18 protein-coding genes are annotated in these 20,732 nt (G+C 50.3%); 10 read left to right on the top strand and 8 right to left on the bottom strand.

Annotated features, from left to right (window positions below; all coding sequences use genetic code 11):
* Positions 1-39 precede the first annotated feature (39 nt).
* The 3 genes from NP603_RS04415 (at position 40) to NP603_RS04405 (ending at position 2,881) form a co-directional block, all read left to right on the top strand.
* Entirely contained in the window at positions 40-1,140 is a 1,101-nt protein-coding gene (locus NP603_RS04415) for an ABC transporter permease (RefSeq protein WP_256609716.1), read from the top strand.
* Positions 1,140-1,883: an ABC transporter ATP-binding protein gene (locus NP603_RS04410; RefSeq protein ID WP_256609715.1), complete on the top strand. Its 744-nt coding sequence runs from the start codon at positions 1,140-1,142 to the stop codon at positions 1,881-1,883. Before NP603_RS04415 ends, NP603_RS04410 begins: the two co-directional genes overlap by 1 nt.
* Positions 1,884-2,188: 305 nt before the next feature.
* Complete coding sequence (locus NP603_RS04405) at positions 2,189-2,881, top strand: HlyD family secretion protein (protein WP_504137668.1); 693 nt, start codon at positions 2,189-2,191, stop codon at positions 2,879-2,881.
* Positions 2,882-2,891: 10 nt separating this feature from the next.
* Here the strand turns inward: NP603_RS04405 and NP603_RS04400 are convergent, their stop codons facing one another.
* From NP603_RS04400 to cysC, 3 genes are all read right to left on the bottom strand, one after another.
* Positions 2,892-3,899: a hypothetical protein gene (locus NP603_RS04400; RefSeq protein WP_256609714.1), complete on the bottom strand. Its 1,008-nt coding sequence runs from the start codon at positions 3,897-3,899 to the stop codon at positions 2,892-2,894.
* A gap of 104 nt (positions 3,900-4,003) precedes the next feature.
* A complete protein-coding gene (locus tag NP603_RS04395) occupies positions 4,004-4,957 on the bottom strand; it encodes a DHH family phosphoesterase (RefSeq protein ID WP_256609713.1) in 954 nt (317 codons plus the stop codon).
* Complete coding sequence (cysC, locus tag NP603_RS04390) at positions 4,947-5,585, bottom strand: adenylyl-sulfate kinase (RefSeq protein ID WP_256609712.1); 639 nt, start codon at positions 5,583-5,585, stop codon at positions 4,947-4,949. The genes NP603_RS04395 and cysC overlap by 11 nt, the downstream gene beginning before the upstream one ends.
* A 211-nt stretch (positions 5,586-5,796) precedes the next feature.
* Here cysC and dusB point away from each other — a divergent pair, with 211 nt between their 5' ends.
* From dusB to purD, 4 genes are all read left to right on the top strand, one after another.
* Positions 5,797-6,774 (top strand): tRNA dihydrouridine synthase DusB, encoded by a 978-nt coding sequence (dusB, locus tag NP603_RS04385; RefSeq protein ID WP_256609711.1) that lies wholly within the window; start codon positions 5,797-5,799, stop codon positions 6,772-6,774.
* Positions 6,775-7,038 carry a helix-turn-helix domain-containing protein gene (locus NP603_RS04380; protein WP_256609710.1) on the top strand — a complete coding sequence of 88 codons (264 nt, stop codon included), beginning with the start codon at positions 6,775-6,777 and terminating at the stop codon, positions 7,036-7,038.
* A gap of 29 nt (positions 7,039-7,067) precedes the next feature.
* Complete coding sequence (gene purH / locus NP603_RS04375; protein ID WP_256609709.1) at positions 7,068-8,624, top strand: bifunctional phosphoribosylaminoimidazolecarboxamide formyltransferase/IMP cyclohydrolase; 1,557 nt, start codon at positions 7,068-7,070, stop codon at positions 8,622-8,624.
* A gap of 81 nt (positions 8,625-8,705) precedes the next feature.
* The gene (gene purD / locus NP603_RS04370) at positions 8,706-9,992 is read left to right on the top strand and encodes a phosphoribosylamine--glycine ligase (protein WP_256609708.1); all 1,287 of its coding nucleotides are present in this window, start codon (positions 8,706-8,708) and stop codon (positions 9,990-9,992) included.
* Positions 9,993-10,061: 69 nt separating this feature from the next.
* On the opposite strand, the gene NP603_RS04365 is transcribed toward purD, so the two are convergent.
* Positions 10,062-10,466, bottom strand: a complete 405-nt coding sequence (locus tag NP603_RS04365) for a septal ring lytic transglycosylase RlpA family protein (protein ID WP_256609707.1) — start codon at positions 10,464-10,466, stop codon at positions 10,062-10,064.
* 158 nt (positions 10,467-10,624) lie between these two features.
* Positions 10,625-10,987, bottom strand: a complete 363-nt coding sequence (locus NP603_RS04360) for a SirB2 family protein (RefSeq protein WP_256609706.1) — start codon at positions 10,985-10,987, stop codon at positions 10,625-10,627.
* A gap of 401 nt (positions 10,988-11,388) precedes the next feature.
* Between NP603_RS04360 and NP603_RS04355 the strand changes: the two genes are divergently transcribed.
* From NP603_RS04355 to NP603_RS04345, 3 genes are all read left to right on the top strand, one after another.
* On the top strand, positions 11,389-11,586 hold the full coding sequence (locus NP603_RS04355) for a hypothetical protein (protein ID WP_054760411.1): 198 nt from the start codon (positions 11,389-11,391) through the stop codon (positions 11,584-11,586).
* 137 nt (positions 11,587-11,723) lie between these two features.
* The gene (locus NP603_RS04350) at positions 11,724-14,000 is read left to right on the top strand and encodes a Tex family protein (RefSeq protein ID WP_256609705.1); all 2,277 of its coding nucleotides are present in this window, start codon (positions 11,724-11,726) and stop codon (positions 13,998-14,000) included.
* A 97-nt stretch (positions 14,001-14,097) separates the two neighbouring features.
* Complete coding sequence (locus NP603_RS04345) at positions 14,098-14,478, top strand: exosortase system-associated protein, TIGR04073 family (protein WP_256609704.1); 381 nt, start codon at positions 14,098-14,100, stop codon at positions 14,476-14,478.
* A gap of 48 nt (positions 14,479-14,526) precedes the next feature.
* Here NP603_RS04345 and NP603_RS04340 read toward each other — a convergent pair whose 3' ends face one another.
* The 3 genes from NP603_RS04340 to NP603_RS21865 form a co-directional block, all read right to left on the bottom strand.
* Positions 14,527-17,973, bottom strand: coding sequence for an AAA family ATPase (locus NP603_RS04340; protein ID WP_256609703.1), 3,447 nt, complete (start codon positions 17,971-17,973; stop codon positions 14,527-14,529).
* Positions 17,974-18,077: 104 nt separating this feature from the next.
* Entirely contained in the window at positions 18,078-20,108 is a 2,031-nt protein-coding gene (locus NP603_RS04335; RefSeq protein WP_256609702.1) for a tetratricopeptide repeat protein, read from the bottom strand.
* A gap of 88 nt (positions 20,109-20,196) precedes the next feature.
* Complete coding sequence (locus NP603_RS21865) at positions 20,197-20,673, bottom strand: pilin (protein ID WP_305891316.1); 477 nt, start codon at positions 20,671-20,673, stop codon at positions 20,197-20,199.
* Positions 20,674-20,732: the final 59 nt, after the last annotated feature.

Here is a 20,732-nt window from a genome sequence, read left to right as displayed (position 1 = left end):
AATATCGTGACATCTACAATCATACTGACCGCGGGAAGGATGTTGCTTTACAACCGTTCTCGGTTCGCCATGACCATTCTCGGTATATCGCTTGCCTATTTCCTTGCCGCAGCACAAGTCGGCCTGTTGGTCGGCTGGATTCACACCAATAGTGCGATTATAAATCACGCCGGGGTCGATATTTGGGTCATGTCCAAAGGCACCAGAACGTTGGATTACGGCACAGCTATTCCCAGACAACGTATCCAGCAAACACTGAGCGTGCCAGGAGTCAAATGGGCAGAGGGCATGCTAGTTGGGTGGGTTAATTGGCAACACCCCGAAGGGAAGCGCATCACAGTTGAGGTTATCGGTTTGGATAACGGCAACGCCGGAGGCCCTTGGCGGATGTCCGAAGGTGACATTTCCGCAGTACATTTGCCTGAAACGGTGATCGTGGACGAATTGTCCAGACAGGCACTAGGGATTATAGAGCTTGGTCAAGAGACGGAAATGGAAGGAAAACGCGTGATAATTGGAGGATTTTCTCAAGGAGTTCGGACCTTTACTGCTGCGCCGTTCGTGTTCACATCAATCGAAAACGCCCTGGATTACGTTCCCTACTACCGAGACGACGAAATTTCGTTTGTTCTCGTCAATTGCGAAAACGCTGCGGAGGTGAAATCCGTTCGCGACCGAATCGCTATGGAGATTAACGATGTCGAAGTTCTGACCACCGAGGAATTTGCCGATCGCTCGGTAAAATACTGGATGCTGGAAACGGGTGTGGGCATCACGGTCATTATTACTGCGTCATTGGGTCTGCTGGTCGGAGTAGTAATCATGAGCCAAACGTTGTTTTCCATCACTCAAGACCACATCAACAACTATGCCACGCTTCTAGCACTCGGATTTCATCAAAAATCGCTTAGAAGCATAATTTTGACCCAAAGCCTTATTTTAGGGGGGGGAGGCATCACAATTGGCTCTTTGCTGTTCGTGATCTCCTGCCAATTAACCGCACTCAGCCCGATCCCTTTAGAAACAACCCCCCTTGTTTCGACCTGCCTAACTTTGTTTTCGATGTTATTTTGCGTCGCCGGCTCCTGGTTCTCGATCCGTGCCGTTTTTAAATTAGATCCAGTCTCGGTATTTCACTGATGAAAAACGTTTTGGTCTGCCGGGGAATAACCAAGAGTTACGGCAGCGGCAACCTTGTCGAACAGGTGTTAAAGCGCGTCGATCTGGAATTCTCTCAAGGCGAGGCATCGGTGCTAGTCGGCCCATCGGGCTCCGGAAAAACCACGTTACTGTCGATTCTTGGCTGCCTTTTGGAGCCAAGTTCCGGCGAGTTACTGGTCGAAAATAGTGCTGTCAATTTTTCCGACAAGAGCAGCCTAACCGAGGTGCGCCGGCAAAAATTGGGTTTTATTTTCCAACAGGCCCAACTACTACCTTTTCTGACGATTGATGATAATTTATCGGTGGTCGGACGCAATGCCGGTATGGAACAAACCGATATCGACCAGCGTGTGAACAAACTACTGGATAGGCTGCAACTTCAACCTCTTCGGCATAAGTATCCGACGCAATTGAGCGGTGGACAACGCCAACGCGTAGCGATCGCCCGGGCATTGCTGCATCGCCCTTCTATTGTATTGGCCGACGAACCGACTGCGGCGCTCGACTGGAATACTGGTAAAACGGTAGTCGAGCTATTACTGGAGCAAGCCCGAATTGAAAATGCAGTCCTGGTCGTCGTGACTCATGACACCAGAATGCTGCCGTTGTTCGATAGAATTCTGTCAATTGCCGACGGCCTATTGGTTGAGCGTCAGCAAACTGCGGCAACGGAAAATACTTTCTATACTGAAACCAATTTGGACCACCCTCCCGGACTTTAAATATGCGACGTTCTGCCTCATTGATTACCGCTTTGCTGATGACTCTCGGCAGCCCTTTGCTTAAAGCCGACCAGTCCGGACCGGAACCGCGAAGGATACAAGGTATAGGTTACGTTGAGCCGGCCAACGAAATTCGCCGAGTGGCATTCAAACACCCCGGAATTCTTGGTGAATATAAAGTCGAACTAGGCCAACGGGTTAAGGCCGGCGATATCCTCGCCGCTCAAAAAAACGCCGAAGAGCAACTCGCGGTGACCGTAGCGGAAGCCCAATTAGCCGCCGCGAAAGCCGATTTGGAAAAAGTGATGGCAGGCATTAATCCCTACGAAATCGAAGCCAAAAAAAACGCGCAAAAGGTATCGGCCTTGGATGCCGAGTATGCGCGCCGCAAACTCGAACGGATCGACCGGCTACAGAATAGCAAATTCGCTTCGGAAGACGAGCGCGATCTGGCGGAAACCAGTGCTAGGCTTAAGCAAGCTGACAGTCTTCGCCTATTATCGGAAACCCGCTATCTGACAAACTACGTCCGCGACGTCGACAAACAAGCCGCCCTGGCGCAAGTGACGGTTGCCGAAGCGCGGTTAAAAGCGGCTCAGCAAAGTCTCGCTGAAACATTTCTCATTGCCCCGATCGATGGCACCGTGCTGGAAAATATATTGCGCGTCGGCGAGTCGACATTTTCGACCAGCAGCCCGGAGCCGGTATTATTACTGGGCGATCTGAGCAAATTGCGCGTGCGCGCGGAAGTGGACGAGAACTATGCGTTATTGCTTCGTGCCGGCCAAAAAGCAACTTTGTTTGGCCGAGGATTGGGTGAAAAAGAAATTCCCGCTCGCGTTTCTTTAGTTAAACAAATCATGGGCAAAAAGACCGTTTTCGCCAAAACAGCTACCGAACGCAAGGATATCGACGTTATTCAAGTTTTTATCGACCCTGAATCGCCTTTACAGGCGCCGGTTGGGCTTGAAGTCAACGTTAAAATTGAGTTGAATTAAGCGGTGATATTTAGCTCAAATCTTGCTTGATAAAAAACCTGAAGACACGCCAGATTAAGCCACTCATAAAAATAGCCAACATAGCATATATAATATTCTTTACCGTCATAATCCTTAGGATTAGACCGAAATAACTATTACCAACAAATTCATGCTCGAGGTTCCCGAAATTCTGCTCTGGGATGTTTAATACGGCTTTACCACTGCTGCCAGGCGACGGTTTATCCAGATCATCCTGAAACATTGAATTTCTGTTCGGCGCGCCTGACGCATTGCTCACCATAATGCTCGCACCGAATTGATGATTCAACCCGTCAATACCCCTGTATCCGTCCGAGAAAATACTGTGGCTAAAGTCGTATTGCGCCATCTTTGCATAAATTAAGTTATCAATTTCTTTGATATCGTAATAAGTCCACAAAAGCTTGCTATATGTAGCAGCCCCTATCGTATCGCGAACCGAATCGAGTACGTCTTCATAAAAAACTTCCACACTGGGTTCGGAATAAGGTGGAGTAGCAATAAGTTTTTCTCTAGCCAATCCGAATTGGTAAGCAGAAGGCCTAGCCATTCTGCCGGCAAACACCGACTCAATCGATATATAACTTTCTTGTGGCAAAGCGACTCGTCTGAGCGTCGCATCGGGAGCGGGTTCGGGCTCTCCCGCTTTAACAATTCTATCTTTATGCCATTCATGATTGTTTATGGTGCCGGCTGCACTATTCTTAAAACTGTCTGCCGTCTTATTTACTTCTGTGTTTTCTTTGACCGATATCGGTTTAACGATTTGGGTATCCGCCTCTAAACCAAACGAGATCAAAACTCCTATAAGCACTAAACAGTAGCCCTTATTGCTACAGGCATTGAAAAACGCACGATCACGCTTGCCAGACACGCACTGCCGCGATGCCAGGCAAGAAGAAAAAATAGAATATAAAAAATAAAACATTATTCTCCGCACGGAGGCAATAAATAAAAAGAATACCACAAAGCGTGAAAACTTCAGCCACCATTCCAACTACAACACCTACAATGACAATATAGAACCTTATTTTAAGAATATCTTTATCTTTACCTTCCCCATAAGATGATAAAGATTTTTCAAGATTCCATCGGCATAAATTATGGGTATTTAGCCTGGAGCGCCAAAATAAAATCGCCGATATTCTCTTCACAAAGATTGTCTATTCCTGCAGCGGCTTTACGCCCTCCGCCGTGGAATTGCCTACACAACTCGTCCGCTCCCGTTTTATTATTCAAAGGGGCACGCAGGCTTACCTGAAATCCTCCATTCCGATTCCGGCTCAAAATGGCATGCGCCCTGTCCGGACGGCGATTCGCCAATTCGTTCGCCCAAACGCCACCGACACGCCGTGCCCATTTCTCATCAGGCAACATGAATACCGCAATGCTATCGGTTTCAAAGCACGCTTCGATTTGGGCGGCCGACAACATGTCCTGGGCATAACCATCCAGCAACTGTTCGTACAACTGCGGTTTATCGCCGATAAACTCCAATGGAGAACGATAGCCTATTAATTCCTTGTACAACAAATCGGGCGCTATATGCAGATCGCAAATATCGTTACCGTATGCGTTGTAATTGATACATATTCCTAATTGCTTTAAATCATGCAATTCTCGAGCCGAGATATTCAACGTTTTGGCCGCCTCACTGGCTACGGGCTCCAAATTGTCGCCGAAAGCCCCTGTTATTGCCCAGGCGGTATAACGCGAGCCCAAAAACCGGTCCATCAATAGACTGGTACAAACGTTCGCACCGGTATCGATTGCGGCCTTCAGACCAGGGTGGCTGGGTATCTCCCCGGAAAAGTGGTGGTCCATGTAAAAAACTTCGACACCGTTAACCAACAACCGCATCAGCGCATCTCGATTGCGATCCAGCGACACGTCGAGCACGACCACCTCGTCGCCGGATTCAGCCACCACCCGGCTAAGCAGCCCGATATCACGCTTAACCCCGGTCACGAGCTTAGATTCTCGCGGATATGCCAGCCGCAATTGCAGCAGACTGCAAATGCCATCGGCATCTCCGTTGAATACGTCAATATTCATCCGCCCGTTCCCTTACCCGTGGCAGTTCGATCACGCCGCGTAGGACCAAGAACTGCATCACTGTGTCCACACAGTCTGCCAAGCTGTCCCGCCCGGTTTCTACTACTAAATCTGGATGTTGCGGTACCTCATAAGGTGATGAAATTCCGGTAAACCATTTGATTTCACCCAGTCTGGCTTTTCGGTAAAGTCCCTTAGTATCGCGCCGCTCGCAAACAGCCAATTCGCAATTGCAATAAATTTCGATGAAATCGTTTTCTGCCACTAATTGCCTGGCTTGCAAACGTTCCATCTGAAACGGGGAAATAAACGCCGTCAACGTGATTACTCCAGCCTCCAACATCAATTTGGCGACCTCAGAGATGCGCCGGATATTCTCGCGGCGATCATGGTCGCTGAACCCCAAATCCGTGCATAGACCCTGCCTGACATTATCACCGTCCAAAACGAACGTACGGCAACCAAGCTGGTGCAAACGCTCCTCAACCGCGTGAGCTAAGGTCGATTTACCGGAGCCCGATAAGCCGGTGAACCACAAAATCGCCGACCTATGCCCATTCAGGACCTCCCTGTGCGCCCGCTTAATCCCGGCATGGTGCCAAACCACATGCTTATCCGTATTTTCCATAACCACTCGCTTTCTCCATATAAAACCGCTTGCTCCCTGACTGGACTCAAGAGCCGGACACACCAAGACCCGGCGCAGGGGCTCGCATTCCATCCGCCACGTTTCGCACCCGAAACGCTTCGCTCGGCGAAATCGCCGATCCCCGCAGAGATTTCGCCAACGCCGTGTTTTAAGGTATCATTTGCGGCCCTTTCGGCTAGCCCGGCGATTCATGAAGATCGGCCCATACATACTTCCCAACAACGTCATTTTAGCCCCGATGGCGGGCATCACCGACAGGCCGTTCCGGCAGTTGTGCAGCGAATTTGGTGCCGGGCTGGTTGTCTCGGAAATGCTAATTTCCAATACTACCCTGCAGAACCATCCGCGAACGCTTAAGAAAGCCGACCTCTCCGCAGACACCGGGCTCCGCTCGGTGCAAATTTTGGGTGCCGACCCTGCGCAAATGGCGGCAGCCGCCAAGCTTAACCAGCAGCGCGGCGCGCAAATCATTGATATCAACATGGGCTGCCCGGCCAAAAAAGTCTGCTCGACTGCCGCAGGGTCGGCGCTATTAAGAGACGAACCGCTGGTAGCGCGGATTCTGGAAGCCGTTGTCGCTGCGGTCGACATACCGGTGACCTTAAAAATCCGTACCGGCTGGAACCCACAGAATCGCAATGCCGTGAAGATTGCCAGAATAGCCGAGCAAAGCGGAATCCAGGCACTCACGATACACGGCCGCAGCAGGGCTTGTAAATTCGAAGGCCATGCCGAATACGAAACCATCAAAAGTGTAAAACAAATAGCCAAGATTCCCATCATCGCCAATGGCGATATCGACAGCGCCGATAAAGCTAAACAGGTCCTGGACTACACCGGTGCCGACGCAGTGATGATCGGCCGCGCCGCGCAGGGACGCCCCTGGATTTTCAGAGAAATCACGGCAAACCTGCAAGGTACGCCACAGACACCGCTGAGTTTGACCGAAATCAAAACCGTCATCGCCAGGCATCTGGAGAATTTATACAGTTTCTACGGCAAAGACACTGGTGTTAGAATCGCCCGTAAACACATCGGTTGGTATTTCGATCGTTTAGGTGCATTGCCGGCCGCGCAAAAACTGGCGATCAATCAGGCTCAAGATACCAGGCTACAACTTGATCTGGTCGACGCATCTTTTAACCTATTTTCGCCAAGAGCCACCTAGATGGTAACACCGCCCTCTCCCAAAGATGCCGCTAGCGACCTCACCCTTTCTGACCATGTCCGCGATTGCGTCGAGGAATATTTCGAGCATCTAAACGGCCATGATTCTACCGGTCTTTACCATTTGGTTTTGGCCGAAGTCGAAAAGCCGCTACTTGAAACCACTTTGAAACATTGCGATTTCAACCAAAGTAAAGCCTCAATTATTCTGGGTTTAAGCCGCAGCACATTGCGCAAAAAGCTCGAACATTACGGCATCAGTTAACGTCTTCTTTTACCTTTTTTGAGGTTTGCATGAACAAAAAAGTGACCCGCGCGTTGGTCAGCGTCTCCGATAAAACCGGCATTTTAGAATTTTGCCGCGGCCTGAACGGCCTGGGAATCGAATTGCTCTCCACTGGCGGTACCGCGAAATTACTGGCCGAGCACAATATCGCCGTCACCGAAGTCTCGGACTACACCGGTTTTCCGGAAATGATGGACGGCCGCGTCAAAACTCTGCACCCTAAAGTACATGGCGGCATTTTGGGCCGCCGCGGAATCGATGACGCGGTGATGGCGGAAAACGCTATTCAACCGATCGACATGGTCGTCGTCAATCTTTATCCCTTCGAACAAACCATCGCCAATCCGAATTGCGATTTGGAGACCGCGATCGAAAACATCGACATCGGTGGCCCGACCATGATCCGCGCCGCAGCCAAAAACCATGCAGATGTCGCAATCGTGGTGGATCCGGCCGACTACGCAGCCGTTCTCGAAGAACTGCAAACCGGTAACGCGACTCTAAGCCACGAACGCCGCTTTCGACTGGCATTGAAAAGCTTCGAACACACTGCCCGCTACGACACCGCGATTTCGGCTTATTTAGGAAAAATACTGGACAGCGGTTTTCCGGAAACGCTAAACCTGCAGTTTCACCGCTTGCAAACCATGCGCTACGGCGAAAACCCGCATCAAACCGCGGCGTTTTACCGAGATAAGACGCCGCCTGCCGGCAGCATCGCCGCGGCTAAACAATTGCAAGGCAAGGAACTGTCTTACAACAACATCGCCGATGCCGATGCCGCACTGGAATGCGTTAAAGCGTTTTCCGAGCCGGCCTGCGTGATTGTCAAACACGCCAATCCCTGCGGCGTGGCGGTCGGAGCCGATATTGGCGATGCTTACAATTCGGCCTACGCAACCGACCCTACCTCGGCATTCGGCGGCATCATCGCCTTCAATCGCGAACTGGACCCAACCACCGCCGCCGAAATCGTCGGCCGTCAGTTTGTCGAAGTCATCATAGCTCCGGCAATCTGTGCCGATGCAATAGCCGCTCTGGCCAAAAAACCGAACGTCCGGGTATTGAACTGCGGTTATTGGCACGACTCGGCAGGCACGCAGTTGGATTTCAAACGGGTGGGCGGCGGCTTGTTGGTGCAGGACAAGGACACCGGCAATATCGCCGCGGCGGACCTGAGAATCGTCAGCAAACGCGAACCGACCGAACAAGAATTGGCCGACTTGTTATTTGTCTGGAAGGTTGCCAAATTCGTCAAGTCCAACGCCATCGTTTACGGCAAACACGGCCGGACCATCGGCATCGGTGCGGGCCAAATGAGTCGGGTCTATTCGGCAAAGATTGCCGGCATCAAAGCGGCTGACGAAGGACTGGAAGTGACAGGCTCGGTCATGGCCTCAGACGCTTTTTTCCCGTTCCGCGACGGTATTGACGCTGCGGCGGCGGCCGGCATTACCGCGGTGATACATCCGGGCGGTTCCATGCGCGACGCCGAAGTAATCGCCGCTGCGGACGAGCATAATATTGCGATGGTATTGACCGGCATGCGCCATTTTCGGCATTGATGCACTGCAGCCTCTCCGATTCATACCAAGATAGGCCGGCGATACCGGCCCTGTTTTCCCAACACATTTTCGGTAAGTCTCATGAAAATCCTGATCGTCGGTAGCGGCGGGCGCGAACACGCCCTGGCCTGGAAAGCCAAACAATCTCCCAAAGCCACCCATGTGTTCGTAGCCCCCGGCAATGCGGGCACCGCGCTGGAGCCCGGCATAGACAACGTCGACATTCAAGCCGACGACATTAATGGCTTGCTGAATTTTGCCCAAGCTCGGGCCATCGATTTGACCATCGTCGGCCCGGAAGTACCGCTGGTGCTGGGCATCGTCGACCAATTCCAAGCCGCGGGCCTAGCCTGTTTCGGCCCCAGCGCAAAAGCGGCGCAACTGGAAGGTTCGAAATCGTTTTGCAAAGATTTTATGGCCCGCCACGGCATCCCTACCGCCGCCTACCAGACCTTTACCGACACCGATCAAGCCATTGCCTACATTCGTAGCCAAGGGGCGCCAATCGTGGTTAAGGCCGACGGCTTGGCTGCCGGAAAAGGTGTCATCGTTGCCCAGACCGAAGATCAAGCCATCGAAGCGGTGCAAGACATGCTTTCAGGCAACAGTTTCGGCGAAGCCGGCCATCGGGTGGTGATCGAAGAGTTTTTAGCGGGCGAGGAAGCCAGCTTTATCGTCATCGCGGACGGCGAACACGCGCTGGCAATGGCGACATCGCAAGACCACAAAGCCCGCGACAATGGCGACCAAGGCCCAAATACCGGCGGCATGGGCGCCTATTCTCCCGCCCCGGTAGTGACTCCGGAAATCCACCAACGGGTAATGAACGAAGTCATCATGCCCACGCTACGCGGCATGCGCGAAGACGGCAACGAATATACCGGCTTCCTCTACGCGGGTCTGATGATCGGCAAAAACGGCACAATCAAAGTATTGGAATACAACTGCAGGTTTGGCGATCCGGAAACACAACCGATCATGATGCGTTTGAAAAGCGATCTGGTCGAGTTGTGCCAAGCGGCATTGCAGAAAACGCTGGACAGAATCGATACCGAGTGGGACCAACGAGCGGCTTTAGGGGTCGTACTGGCGGCGGGCGGATATCCCGACGCTTACGCCAAAGGCCGGCCGATCAACGGCTTGCCAACTGAACACGCCGATGACGCCAAAGTTTTTCACGCGGGCACGAAGATGGAAGGCCGGCAAATCGTCACGGCGGGAGGACGAGTTCTCTGCGCATGTGCTTTAGGCACCGATATAGCGGAAGCCCAACATAAAGCCTATGCCTTGACTCACACAATTGATTGGCAGGACGTATATTACCGGGACGATATCGGTTATAAAGCCATCCGCAATACGCAGGGGTAGCCGGTAACCGACAAGATAACCAGCTTATCCGGCAGCACCGCCGCACGGGTAAGCTGGGTATTGCAACAGCTAAGCGTCGCCGAAACGCAACACTTCCAACTTCACTTTAGCCAAACCGGCCTGTACGAAGCCAAGCTGTTTTGCAGCCTGCTTGGACACATCCAACAGTCGCCTGTTGCTGTGGCTTGCCCGGCTATTAATGCGTAGATCGACACTGCGGTTATTGGACAAGTTGACAACTCGCACCAACGAGCCGAAAGGCAACGACGGGTGAGCCGCCGTAAGCGCATTTTTATCGTAAACCTCACCGTTCGCTGTCCGCTGACCATGCATTCTGTCGCTGTAATACGACGCAATGCCGCTTTGTTCAATGGAAAGCAAACCATGCTTCTCTGTTTTCGCATAACTAACAGAGCTAACAGACGCTAGGCTAGCTGATAGCGTTAAAAAAGCTATCCCTTTCGCTTTTCGCATCCTACCCTCCTTTCGTTAAGTATTGACAGGAGGTTCAGAGACTAACCCAACAGGTGAGACATGACAAGCTTTTTTCGTTAGTCCTCAGTATTTTGCGCCTGTCAAGACTTATTTTTATACACCACAAACACTTCTTAAGGCATTGATATTAAATAGCTTCATAAAAAGAAAAACGCCTGCTTATGCACCGCCACCCCGGCGATGTAAAAGAAAACCAGCACTGCACCGGAAAATGCCAACCAACGTTGCTGCCCGCCACGCCGAATCGCAACCATGCCCAGCCCGATGAAAACCGGCAGCGCAAGCAGCTTGGCGACAATCCAACCAAAACTACCGGCCAACCAACTGCCTTGAAACACCAAAACAATGCCGCTAAGCAACAACAGGCTCGCCAGTATGTGCGGTGCTATCTTCAATAGCGGGCGCAGCAGCAAATCCGGCTTGACTTGCGCCGCGACCACTCTGGCAATAAAGCTTACTGCAACCAATGCTACAAAAAGCAAATGTAAATGTTTGACCATAGCCCGTCCCGTAATGTTGTGCTCGTAAGGTTCTAGCATCGATTTTAAAGACTCAATGCCATTCGGTAAGCGGCTAATGCTAACATGCGTTTCCGGTTAGCAATAACGATTCAGCCGCACTGATTCGTCGCCTGCCGATTGAAAACTTGACTTCAACACCCTGCTCCCAACCAGCGAAGCGATTCGCCACGCTCGGCCGAACTAGTCGAAGCCGGCAGAGAATGCACTCAATCCACTGATACCACACAAAAATTTCGCCGCCGAAAAATATTGTTTTGACACAAAACAAATTTAAGTGTAAAAAATGCGCCGTCGACTAACAATAATACTAAATTCGACATACAACTCGAGTTGCCCCTGTTTAGGGCTAATTATTACAACAACAAGATGAGGATTAGAAAATGGCTGAACAAGAAAAAGACAATACCTTTACCGTAGTTGCTGTTGTTACTGCAATTGCTATTGCCGGCGTCGTAATGTTGAAACAAGACGAAACCAAACACTTGAAATACAGCGGCGAAACCAGTGCTGCTGCTGAAGCTCAAGTTTTGGCTAAGCATAAAGATTTCAACAACGACGTACTGAGCCAAGCAAAATAATTAATTTGCTTTAGACTTCAAGCGCCAGCTGCCTTGTAGCTGGCGCTTTTTTATGCCCGCCATTTTCCCTCCACAGCTTTTTCATCCGCTACCGCTACGATAAAATCGCCAGTTTTACCTAATCGAGTAAAACACTGATGGATGTCATCCAAGTTATCGCCGCAGAACTCTCCGTAAAACCGCAACAAGTCGCCGCCGCCGCTGCATTACTGGACGAAGGCGCCACCGTCCCGTTCATCGCCCGTTACCGCAAAGAAGTTACTGGTGGCTTGGACGATACCCAACTACGAAATCTGGAAGAACGCTTAGTTTACCTGCGGGAGCTCAACGACCGCCGCGACTCGATTCTCGACAGCATCCGTTCCCAAGGCAAACTGACTCCTGAATTAGAGCGAGCAATCCGGGATGCCGACACCAAAACGCTGCTGGAAGACTTGTACCTGCCTTACAAACCCAAACGCCGTACCAAAGCGCAAATCGCCCGGGAGGCGGGACTTGAACCGCTAGCGGACGCCTTGCTGCAAGATCGCGAATTAATTCCGGAACACGCCGCCGCCGCTTACCTCGATCCTGAAAAAGGAGTGTCTGATGTTACGGCCGCTTTGGATGGAGCAAGGCAAATCATAATGGAACGAATTTCCGAAGATGCCGAATTGCTGGCCGAGTTGCGCGAACGCATCTGGAATAAAGGCATCCTGCACGCAACTGTTGTGTCGGGCAAAGAAACCGAAGCCGCCAAATTCAAGGACTATTTCGAGTACGGCGAAGCGATTAATAAAATTCCGTCCCATAGGGCTCTGGCACTATTTCGCGGCCGGAACGAAGACCTACTCACACTGACGCTAAAACCGGCAGAGCACGACCAAGACGAGCACCAGCTTTGTACCCAGTTTGTCTGCCGCCATCTTCAAGTCAGTGACGTCCAGAAACCCGCCGACGCCTGGTTGGCAGAAACTGCCCGTTTCGCCTGGAAAATCAAATTGTTCACCCGCATCGACATGGACTTGAAGATGCGATTGAGAGAGTCCGCAGAGCAGGAGGCCATTAAAGTGTTTGCCAGCAATCTACGCGATTTATTGTTGGCGGCACCCGCAGGTCCGAAAACAACCATGGGGCTAGATCCTGGGATTCGTACCGGCGTAAAAGTGGCTGTTGTTGACCCAACCGGTAAATTGCTGGCGACCGACACTATTTACCCGCACCAACCCAAAAACCTGTGGGATCAATCAATTGCGACATTAGCCAAGCTCATGGCGCAACACAACGTGCAACTGGTCAGCATCGGCAACGGCACGGCCTCCCGAGAAACCGATCAGCTGGTAGCCGATTTAATGAAACGCCACCCGGAATTGCATTTCCAGAAAATCGTCGTATCCGAAGCCGGTGCCTCGGTGTATTCAGCTTCGGAGTTGGCGGCCAAGGAATTTCCCAATCTCGACGTCTCGCTACGCGGCGCCGTATCGATTGCGCGCCGATTACAAGACCCATTGGCGGAGTTGGTTAAAATCGATCCCAAATCCATCGGAGTCGGTCAGTACCAACACGATGTCAACCAGTCGCAATTGGCGCGCATGCTGGACACCGTAGTCGAAGACTGCGTAAACGCGGTCGGCGTCGACGTCAACACCGCATCTGCCGCCTTGTTGAAACAAGTTTCCGGCCTGAACACCACCATCAGCGAGAATATTGTCGCATTTCGCGACACCAACGGCCCATTCAGCAATCGCACCCAATTGAAAAAGGTGCCGCGCCTGGGCGACAAGGCGTTCGAGCAAGCGGCAGGATTTTTACGCATCATGAACGGCGACAATCCGCTGGATGCCTCTGCGGTGCATCCCGAAGCTTATCCGGTCGTCAACGCTATTTTGGACGACACCGGCAAATCGATCCGTGACTTGATCGGCCAAAGTCAATTCCTACGCAGCCTGAATCCGGCGAACTACACTAATGCCGAATTCGGCTTGCCGACCGTCAGCGATATTCTGCAGGAACTGGAGAAACCTGGACGTGATCCGCGACCGGAATTCAAGAGCGCTCAATTCAAGGAAGGCGTGGAGAAAATCACCGACCTGCTACCGGGCATGAGCCTGGAAGGCGTAGTCACCAATGTCGCCAACTTCGGCGCCTTTGTCGACATTGGCGTCCATCAGGACGGACTGGTACACATCTCGCATTTAGCTGACGAGTTTGTCAAAGATCCGCGCAGTGTCGTCAAGGCCGGCGACACGGTAAAGGTGCGGGTACTGGAGGTAGACGTCGCCCGCCAGCGCATCTCCTTGAGCATGAAAAAAGACATAGACAGCAGCGACTTCGTGCGTAGCGAAAAGTCCGTCAAAAGCAACCAGAAGCCGAAACCGCAGCCCGTATTACAGAACTCCATGAGCTCTGCGTTTGCGAAGGCCTTGAAAAAGTAATCCGATTAAGCTCTGCTATAATTTTGGCTGAACCGCGGCGGGCCTAGCATGCGCCAAGCCTGCCGCGACGCGAAATGGGATTTTTACAGGACATACCATGAAACAAGCTACCCGTAACGTAGCAGTGTTGCTGTTAACAGCCAGCGCTTGCTTTAGCCACCCGGCACAAGCCGACGATCAGGAAAGTTACGGCCAAACCTTCGGCCGGAAATTGAGTACCGGCTTGGCCAATATCGCCACCTCATCGCTAGAAATCCCGAAAAACATTATCATCGTCAATAATCAGAGCAACGTAATATACGGTTTTATCGGCGGGACTTTGAAAGGCTTGCTCAACATGGGCGGCCGGATCGGTGTTGGCGTTTTGGATCTGGTATCGGCACCGATCCCCACCCAGCCGATCGTTTACCCGCTGTATGTCTGGGACAATTTCGATGCCGAAACCACTTACGGCAAAGCGTTTCGTCCCAACCAATAAGCCGATCTGTTTCCGGCGGCTTCGAGCAATACGCAGGCGCCGCCGGCTTTAAGCCACCAGCTTCAATTCGCTCAAGCCGTTGGCTTTTTTCACCAACTCGATTTGCGTTTTGATGCGTTTTTTCACGGCATCGACATGGGAAATCACACCAACTGTTTTGCCTTGAGTCGACAACCCTTCCAACGCGCTCATTGCCAGATACAGCGCCTCGGCATCCAGATTGCCAAAGCCTTCGTCCAAAAATAACGAATCGATAGCCTTACCGTTATTGGCGATTTCCGCCAAGGCCAAAGCCAACGCCAAACTGACGACGAAACTTTCGCCACCCGATAACGTTTTCGGCAAGCGACGCAGGTTTCTGTGCTTGGTATCCTCGATTTCCAACGCTAAACCGTGGTCGTTTACTGCACTTCTGACGTAATAACGCCCGCTGAGCTTCTCCAGAATTTGATTCGCCTTGGACATCAACTTGTCGACCAACAATTGCTGAATACGCCTGCGCAAGCCGCCCGGCTCGTCGGCGATCAATTTCATATCGGCTTCTGCCTGACTGTACAGCGCCAACTGCTCGCTCAAGCGAACTTGCAATGCCTGGAGTTTCTCCCTATAGGCTTGCTGCTTATCCAATTTGTTTTCCAGGCTTTGGATTTCTTGTTCGGCGATTTCGATTTGCCGCACCAAACTCTGCAACGAGGCCACCAGACTTTCTTCGTCGGTATCAGCCATCGCCGCCAACACGCCGGCTTCCCGTTGCAACTCGTCGCTTAGTTTGGCTAACGATTCCGCAGCCGATACTCTGAGGCCGGCCTGATGCTCTAGTGCAGCCTCGATTTGCTGGCGGTTGTCGATTAGCGTCAAAGCAGCTCGCAAATCGTCGATATCGGCAAAGTCGCTTCCAGCCAGCTTGCCGACCACCAAGCGATACATCGCCTCGAACTCGATTTGCTGCGCCGACAGCACCTTTTCGCAATCGACGATCAACTTTTGCTTTTCAATGATCGCCAAATGCAGACCCACAGATTCTTCGTTCTGCAACCCCGTGGCGTAGTCGGCAAGCTTAGTTTGGTAGTCGATGATTTTCGCCTGCGCCGCCCGCAACTTTTCCTGTAGTGCTGTTATTTCCTCCGACAAACCGCTTTGTCTCAGCTCACGAATTTGATAATCCTGCCGCCGGGTGTTGAGTTTATCGAATAGTAGGTTTTCCTTACCTTTAGCAGGAAACTTTTCACCCAACTGTTCAAGCTGCTTTTCCAATTTTTCGGTTAGCGCTTTCTCCTCGGCTTTCAAACCAGCAAAACGCTGTTCCACTTCCACAAATTCGGAGGGCCGATTATTCCATGCTTCTTCCAGTTGCAGGACGGACGCGGCCAACTTTTCCAACGCCACTTTTTTTGTGTCGATTTCCGCCGACCACTTCGCCACATTACGCTGTAATTGCGCATGTTGGCTGACCAGATTCTTTATTTTCTCCGATTCTTCAGTCTCGTTGGCCAGCAAACGTTTTTGCAATGAAAGATTCTCGATCGTCAGCTCCGGGCTGAATACGTTAAGCCGATTGACCAGCAACTGCCAATCGGAACGCATTTGCTGCAATCGCTGTTCTCGAGCGGAAACTTGCGCTCCCTTCCTTTCCGCCGCTACCAGTTGAGAAGACAGTGTTTCGATCGCGGCTTTTAAGGTCTGCATCTTACCGCGCTGGTCAACCAAGGCTTTTTTGGCATTGGTCTGCGCCGGCGGTTTGGTCAGATAGGGGTGATGCAGCGAGCCACACAAATAGCACGGCTGACCCTCCACCAGTTTGCTGCGCTCGCCGGCAAATCTTTTCAGCAAAGCTTCGTTGGCTACCGCTTGCTCCAATGCTTTCCCGATATTGTCTTCCCGGCTTAATTCTTCGCGCAGTTCATCCAGACGCGCTTTTAACTGATCGGTTTCGGGCAAATCCACTTGTTTGCCGCTTCCTGAAAACCAATTAAAAAAACCTTTCTTGCTGAATTTGGCGTTGACTTCGGCTATCGACAACAGCTCGCGAAAATCGTTAACCCTCCCCTGTTGCTCAACCGCCAATTCTTTCAGCTCATCGAAACTTTTGCCCTGCGCGAGATCGGCCATAGCTTTATTCGCGCCGTCGACCTTGACTTCTAATTCCGCGATCTCGCCTTTGGTAGCACTTAACGCCGACTTGTTCTTTTGCATGGCCGTCGTCGTAGTCTTGCTCCAACTGGCTTGGTTCTTCTGCTTGCCGGACAACTCGGCCAACTCCGCACGAAGGTTACGCAAACGCGGAATGTCCGGAAAATCGCTCAGCAATAACGCATCGCGACTCTGCTGTTGCAACCAGGTTTCGACTTCCGCCAACGCAGCTTTCTTTTCGGCCAGTTGCGACTCCAACGCCTGCGCCAGCTCGGATTCGCTGGGCAGCATTAACTTCAGGTCGCTGATTTTCAATTTCAGCGCATCGATTGCCTGTTTTTGCGACGCCACAGATTTGCCGTCCAGCTCCGAAAGGACGACGCTGGCCGCTTCCTCCCCCAATTGCCGGCGTAACATTTCAAGTTCCTGTCGGTAAGCAGCGAGATTGGCTTGACTCTGTTCGAGCTGGATTTGCTTCGCATCCAACGAATTCAATTCTTCCCGGAATTGCTCCGCATTCTCCAAACCGGCAATCTCCTCCAAGGCCATCTGTAATTGTTGAATCTGATCGTCGATTTGGCGAAGCTGGCTCGTCAGTTGAATTTGCCGATTTTGCAAAACCCGGACATTTTTCACGTCGCGCAATTGTTTTTCGACCACATTGTGCTGTGCTTTAAATTCCTCCGCCTGCTGTTTGAAATCGTCCAAATCGTGTTCGGCAGCTTCTACAGCCTCCGGGCTCAACACCGGAATCGATTCGATATCCTGTTGCAACTGGGCCAAGCCGGCACGAGCCGATTGGTAATTGGCTTCCACCTGTTGCCGATACTCCTGGTAAATATCCGTGCCGCTGATTTTTTCCAGAATGTCCATGCGCTCGCTATCCAGGGCGTTCAAAAACGCAGCGAAATCGCCTTGCGGCAGTACCATGGATTTACTGAACTTATGAAAATCCATGCCGGTTAATTCTGCAATACGATTCCTGACCGAATTCGGCGTGTCTGCCAAGATCTCCTGCTGTTCACCATCTAATCGGGCTAGGGCCATGTTGGGCTGCAACACGGAATCGCCAGCACGTTCAACGCGCCAACTGGAGCGGAATTTTTCGGCACCGAGCGTGAATTCGACTTGCGCAAGACTATCGTTAGTCTGCTTGGTCATCACATGCTCAGCCGGCTTATCCAAGCGAAAAGTCTCGCCGTACAAGCCAAGCGTGATCACATCGAGAATACTGGTTTTGCCGGAACCGTTCGGCCCGGTGATCGCAAACACGCCGCTGTCGGCAATCGGCCCTTGGTCGAAATCGATCCGGCCTTCGCCTTCTAGGGAGTTGATATTTTTGAAGTTGATATTGAGTATCCGCATGATCCCAGATCTTTATGTTGGCTTTGACTCCACTGAAATCGCATCTAACAATAATGATGCATCGAGCCAAGTACAGCCATTATTGTACACTGCTTGACCCATCATCAGTTGCCAACCCCATTCCCCGCCTTCAGGCTTGACATGACATCTCTAAGTTTCTGAAATTCCTTCAGATCATGCCCAGTAGCCACACCCAAGGCTTCAGCCTCCTGCAAAGTTTGCTCCGCCTTTTCGAAATCGTTCAGAACAACATACAAATGTGCTTTCTCAGCACGCAGATACATCCAAGTTGGATACAGTGAAATAGCCTGATTCAAGCCATCCCAGGCCTGTTCCTGGTTCCCTAAGAAGAAATTAATCTTGGCTTGAATCAGATACATCATCGGCACATGAGAAAATCCGGGTTGGTTAATTGCCCCGGCAATCCATTGCAACACACTGGGACCGATTCCCTGGCACATATGGTGTTGATCTATTACGCAATTCGCTGCCGAACGGATTGAAGTCATGGTCCGCAGAGAAAAAGTCTTATCGGCCAGCCGTCTCATTATTTCATCGTTAACCAATTGCATTAAAGACTCGATATAGTTTTTCTCGAGTACTAACGGATCATCGTAACGACTGGGCAAAACAACATTTTCATTTACTTGAGGGATATCCAGAGAATGGATAAAGCTATTAAGCTCGATAAACATATCAATTAATGTAGACACCTCAAACATATCGAGTTGAGATGCTTTTATTAAGTGGCTATAACTTTCGGGGTTAGCGCCAACTCTTAGTTCAAGATTCTTTGCATATGCACTATTAGCACGCATCGACTCGGGATGATTTCTAACCTCAAAATAAGTAAAGCTATTTGTGTTTGACCACACAGCGGCCCGTGCATATGTTACGAAAGCCACGCTAATAGCAATAGAAATATAAAAACTGTTCACCATCAGTTTACTGGCTCGAGCTTCAAGCGTTTTATAAGACAGAAAAACAAAACCAATGATAACGCCAATACTAGGAAGATAATTACGATGTTCGTACACTAGCTCAAGCGGAAAAACAGTGGATTCCATTAAATGCCCAACAAGAAACCACAAAATCGAAAAACTAGCAAATGCATATTTTTTTCTCACATTACTATTTATCGCAACACCAATTAAAAAAAACACACAAACCACTGCAAAAAAAGTGGTTTTTGGCAAAAACAAACCTCTACTAATCAAAAAATCATCATGCGCCAAACTTAATTCGGTATTATCAGGATAAAACAGCAACCTAAGGTAATAAAACAAGACCCTAGCTTCGGTCAGCAGTCGCTCTATCAAATTGAAATTCCGAACCGTATAACCTTGCAAAAGATATTTTGGAAAAAATGTATAGTATCCAATTAATATCAGAACAGGGATAATGGCAATAATAGAATAATAGATTAACAGTCGTAATCGCGTTTTCCTACAATCAATGGAGGGCAACAAAGTTACTTCACTAATAAAAATAAGAAGCGGCAACAAGAGTGCATTCTCCTTACATAACCCTCCCAAAATAGTTCCGCCTATTGCCCCTCCCCACATAAGGATATAACCAGTCGGCTTGTTCAGACTCATCCTGCCTTTCAAAAACACAAGAAATCCCACCAGCATGAAAAGACAAGCCAAACTATTCATACGTTGCACAACGTATAACACTGAAGTTAATTGTAAGGGATGCAACGACCAGATTAACGCACTCCAGAACGCTATTATTTTGGCAGGAGCAGATTTATCGTATGCGCGAATCAAAAACAGAACGCAAAAGAACAGCAAAATACCGTTCACTGCATGAATTGCAATATTAGTTAGCCTGAAGGGAATCGGATTAAACTTCTGATCGGAGAAATAATAGTTGAGTGCAAAACTCAAGCTAGCCACAGGCCTCTTCAGTGGCCCACTGCTATTATTTGCGCTCCAAGCAGCACTCAACTCATTAAGACTAAGGCTATGTAATTGTATGCCACTGTTGTCTAGAATATTGGGGAAGTCATCTGCCAAAAAGGGGCCATCCTTACCCGGCAGATAAACCACAAAAACCGCCGCCATTAAAGCAAATGACAACATAATGCATAAAATAATATTTTCCCGATCACTCTGAAATGAAGCTTTCATTTAAATTCAGCGATTATAACTTGCAAAACCTTTGAAAAATAAAAAAGGGGGCAATGCCCCCTTTACAAATTAAATCGAATTAAATCGATTAAGACTTAGGCTGATACTTAGCTGAAACCGTACCATTGAAAGTGGTCGAGGTCGGCGTTGTAGTGGTGTACCAAGCCATGCCTGTTCCCGGAGTGCAAATACCCCGGTAAACTACAGTGGCATTAGAGTCAACCGAACTACCAATCTTTTTGTACTGGATTGTTACCGTAGCACCTGTAGCACTTGTACCGCTGAAGGTAACGGCGCTAACGTATTTACCGGTAATTGCTGTTGCAGTACTTAATCCCATGTCGCCGTTTGTAAGCCCACTGGCCAAAGTCTGTTCGCTACAGGCTACACCTCCAGCCGTCAACGCCGGAGACGCCAAACTTGGACCTTCGGAGACTTTGGATTTAACCGTGTAGTCTTGATATGCCGGAATGGCGATTGCAGCCAATATACCAATGATCGCGACCACGATCATTAATTCGATCAAGGTAAAACCTTGTTGTGATTTTTGTAATTGCATATTCATAAAAACTTCCTTAAAAGTTAACGGGATTGAAACTCGGGAAGAACAATACAATTTACGTG

The sequence above is a fragment of the Methylomonas aurea genome (genome assembly GCF_024505045.1).
Lineage (GTDB): Bacteria > Pseudomonadota > Gammaproteobacteria > Methylococcales > Methylomonadaceae > Methylomonas > Methylomonas aurea.
This window is presented reverse-complemented; position numbering and strand designations above follow the sequence as displayed.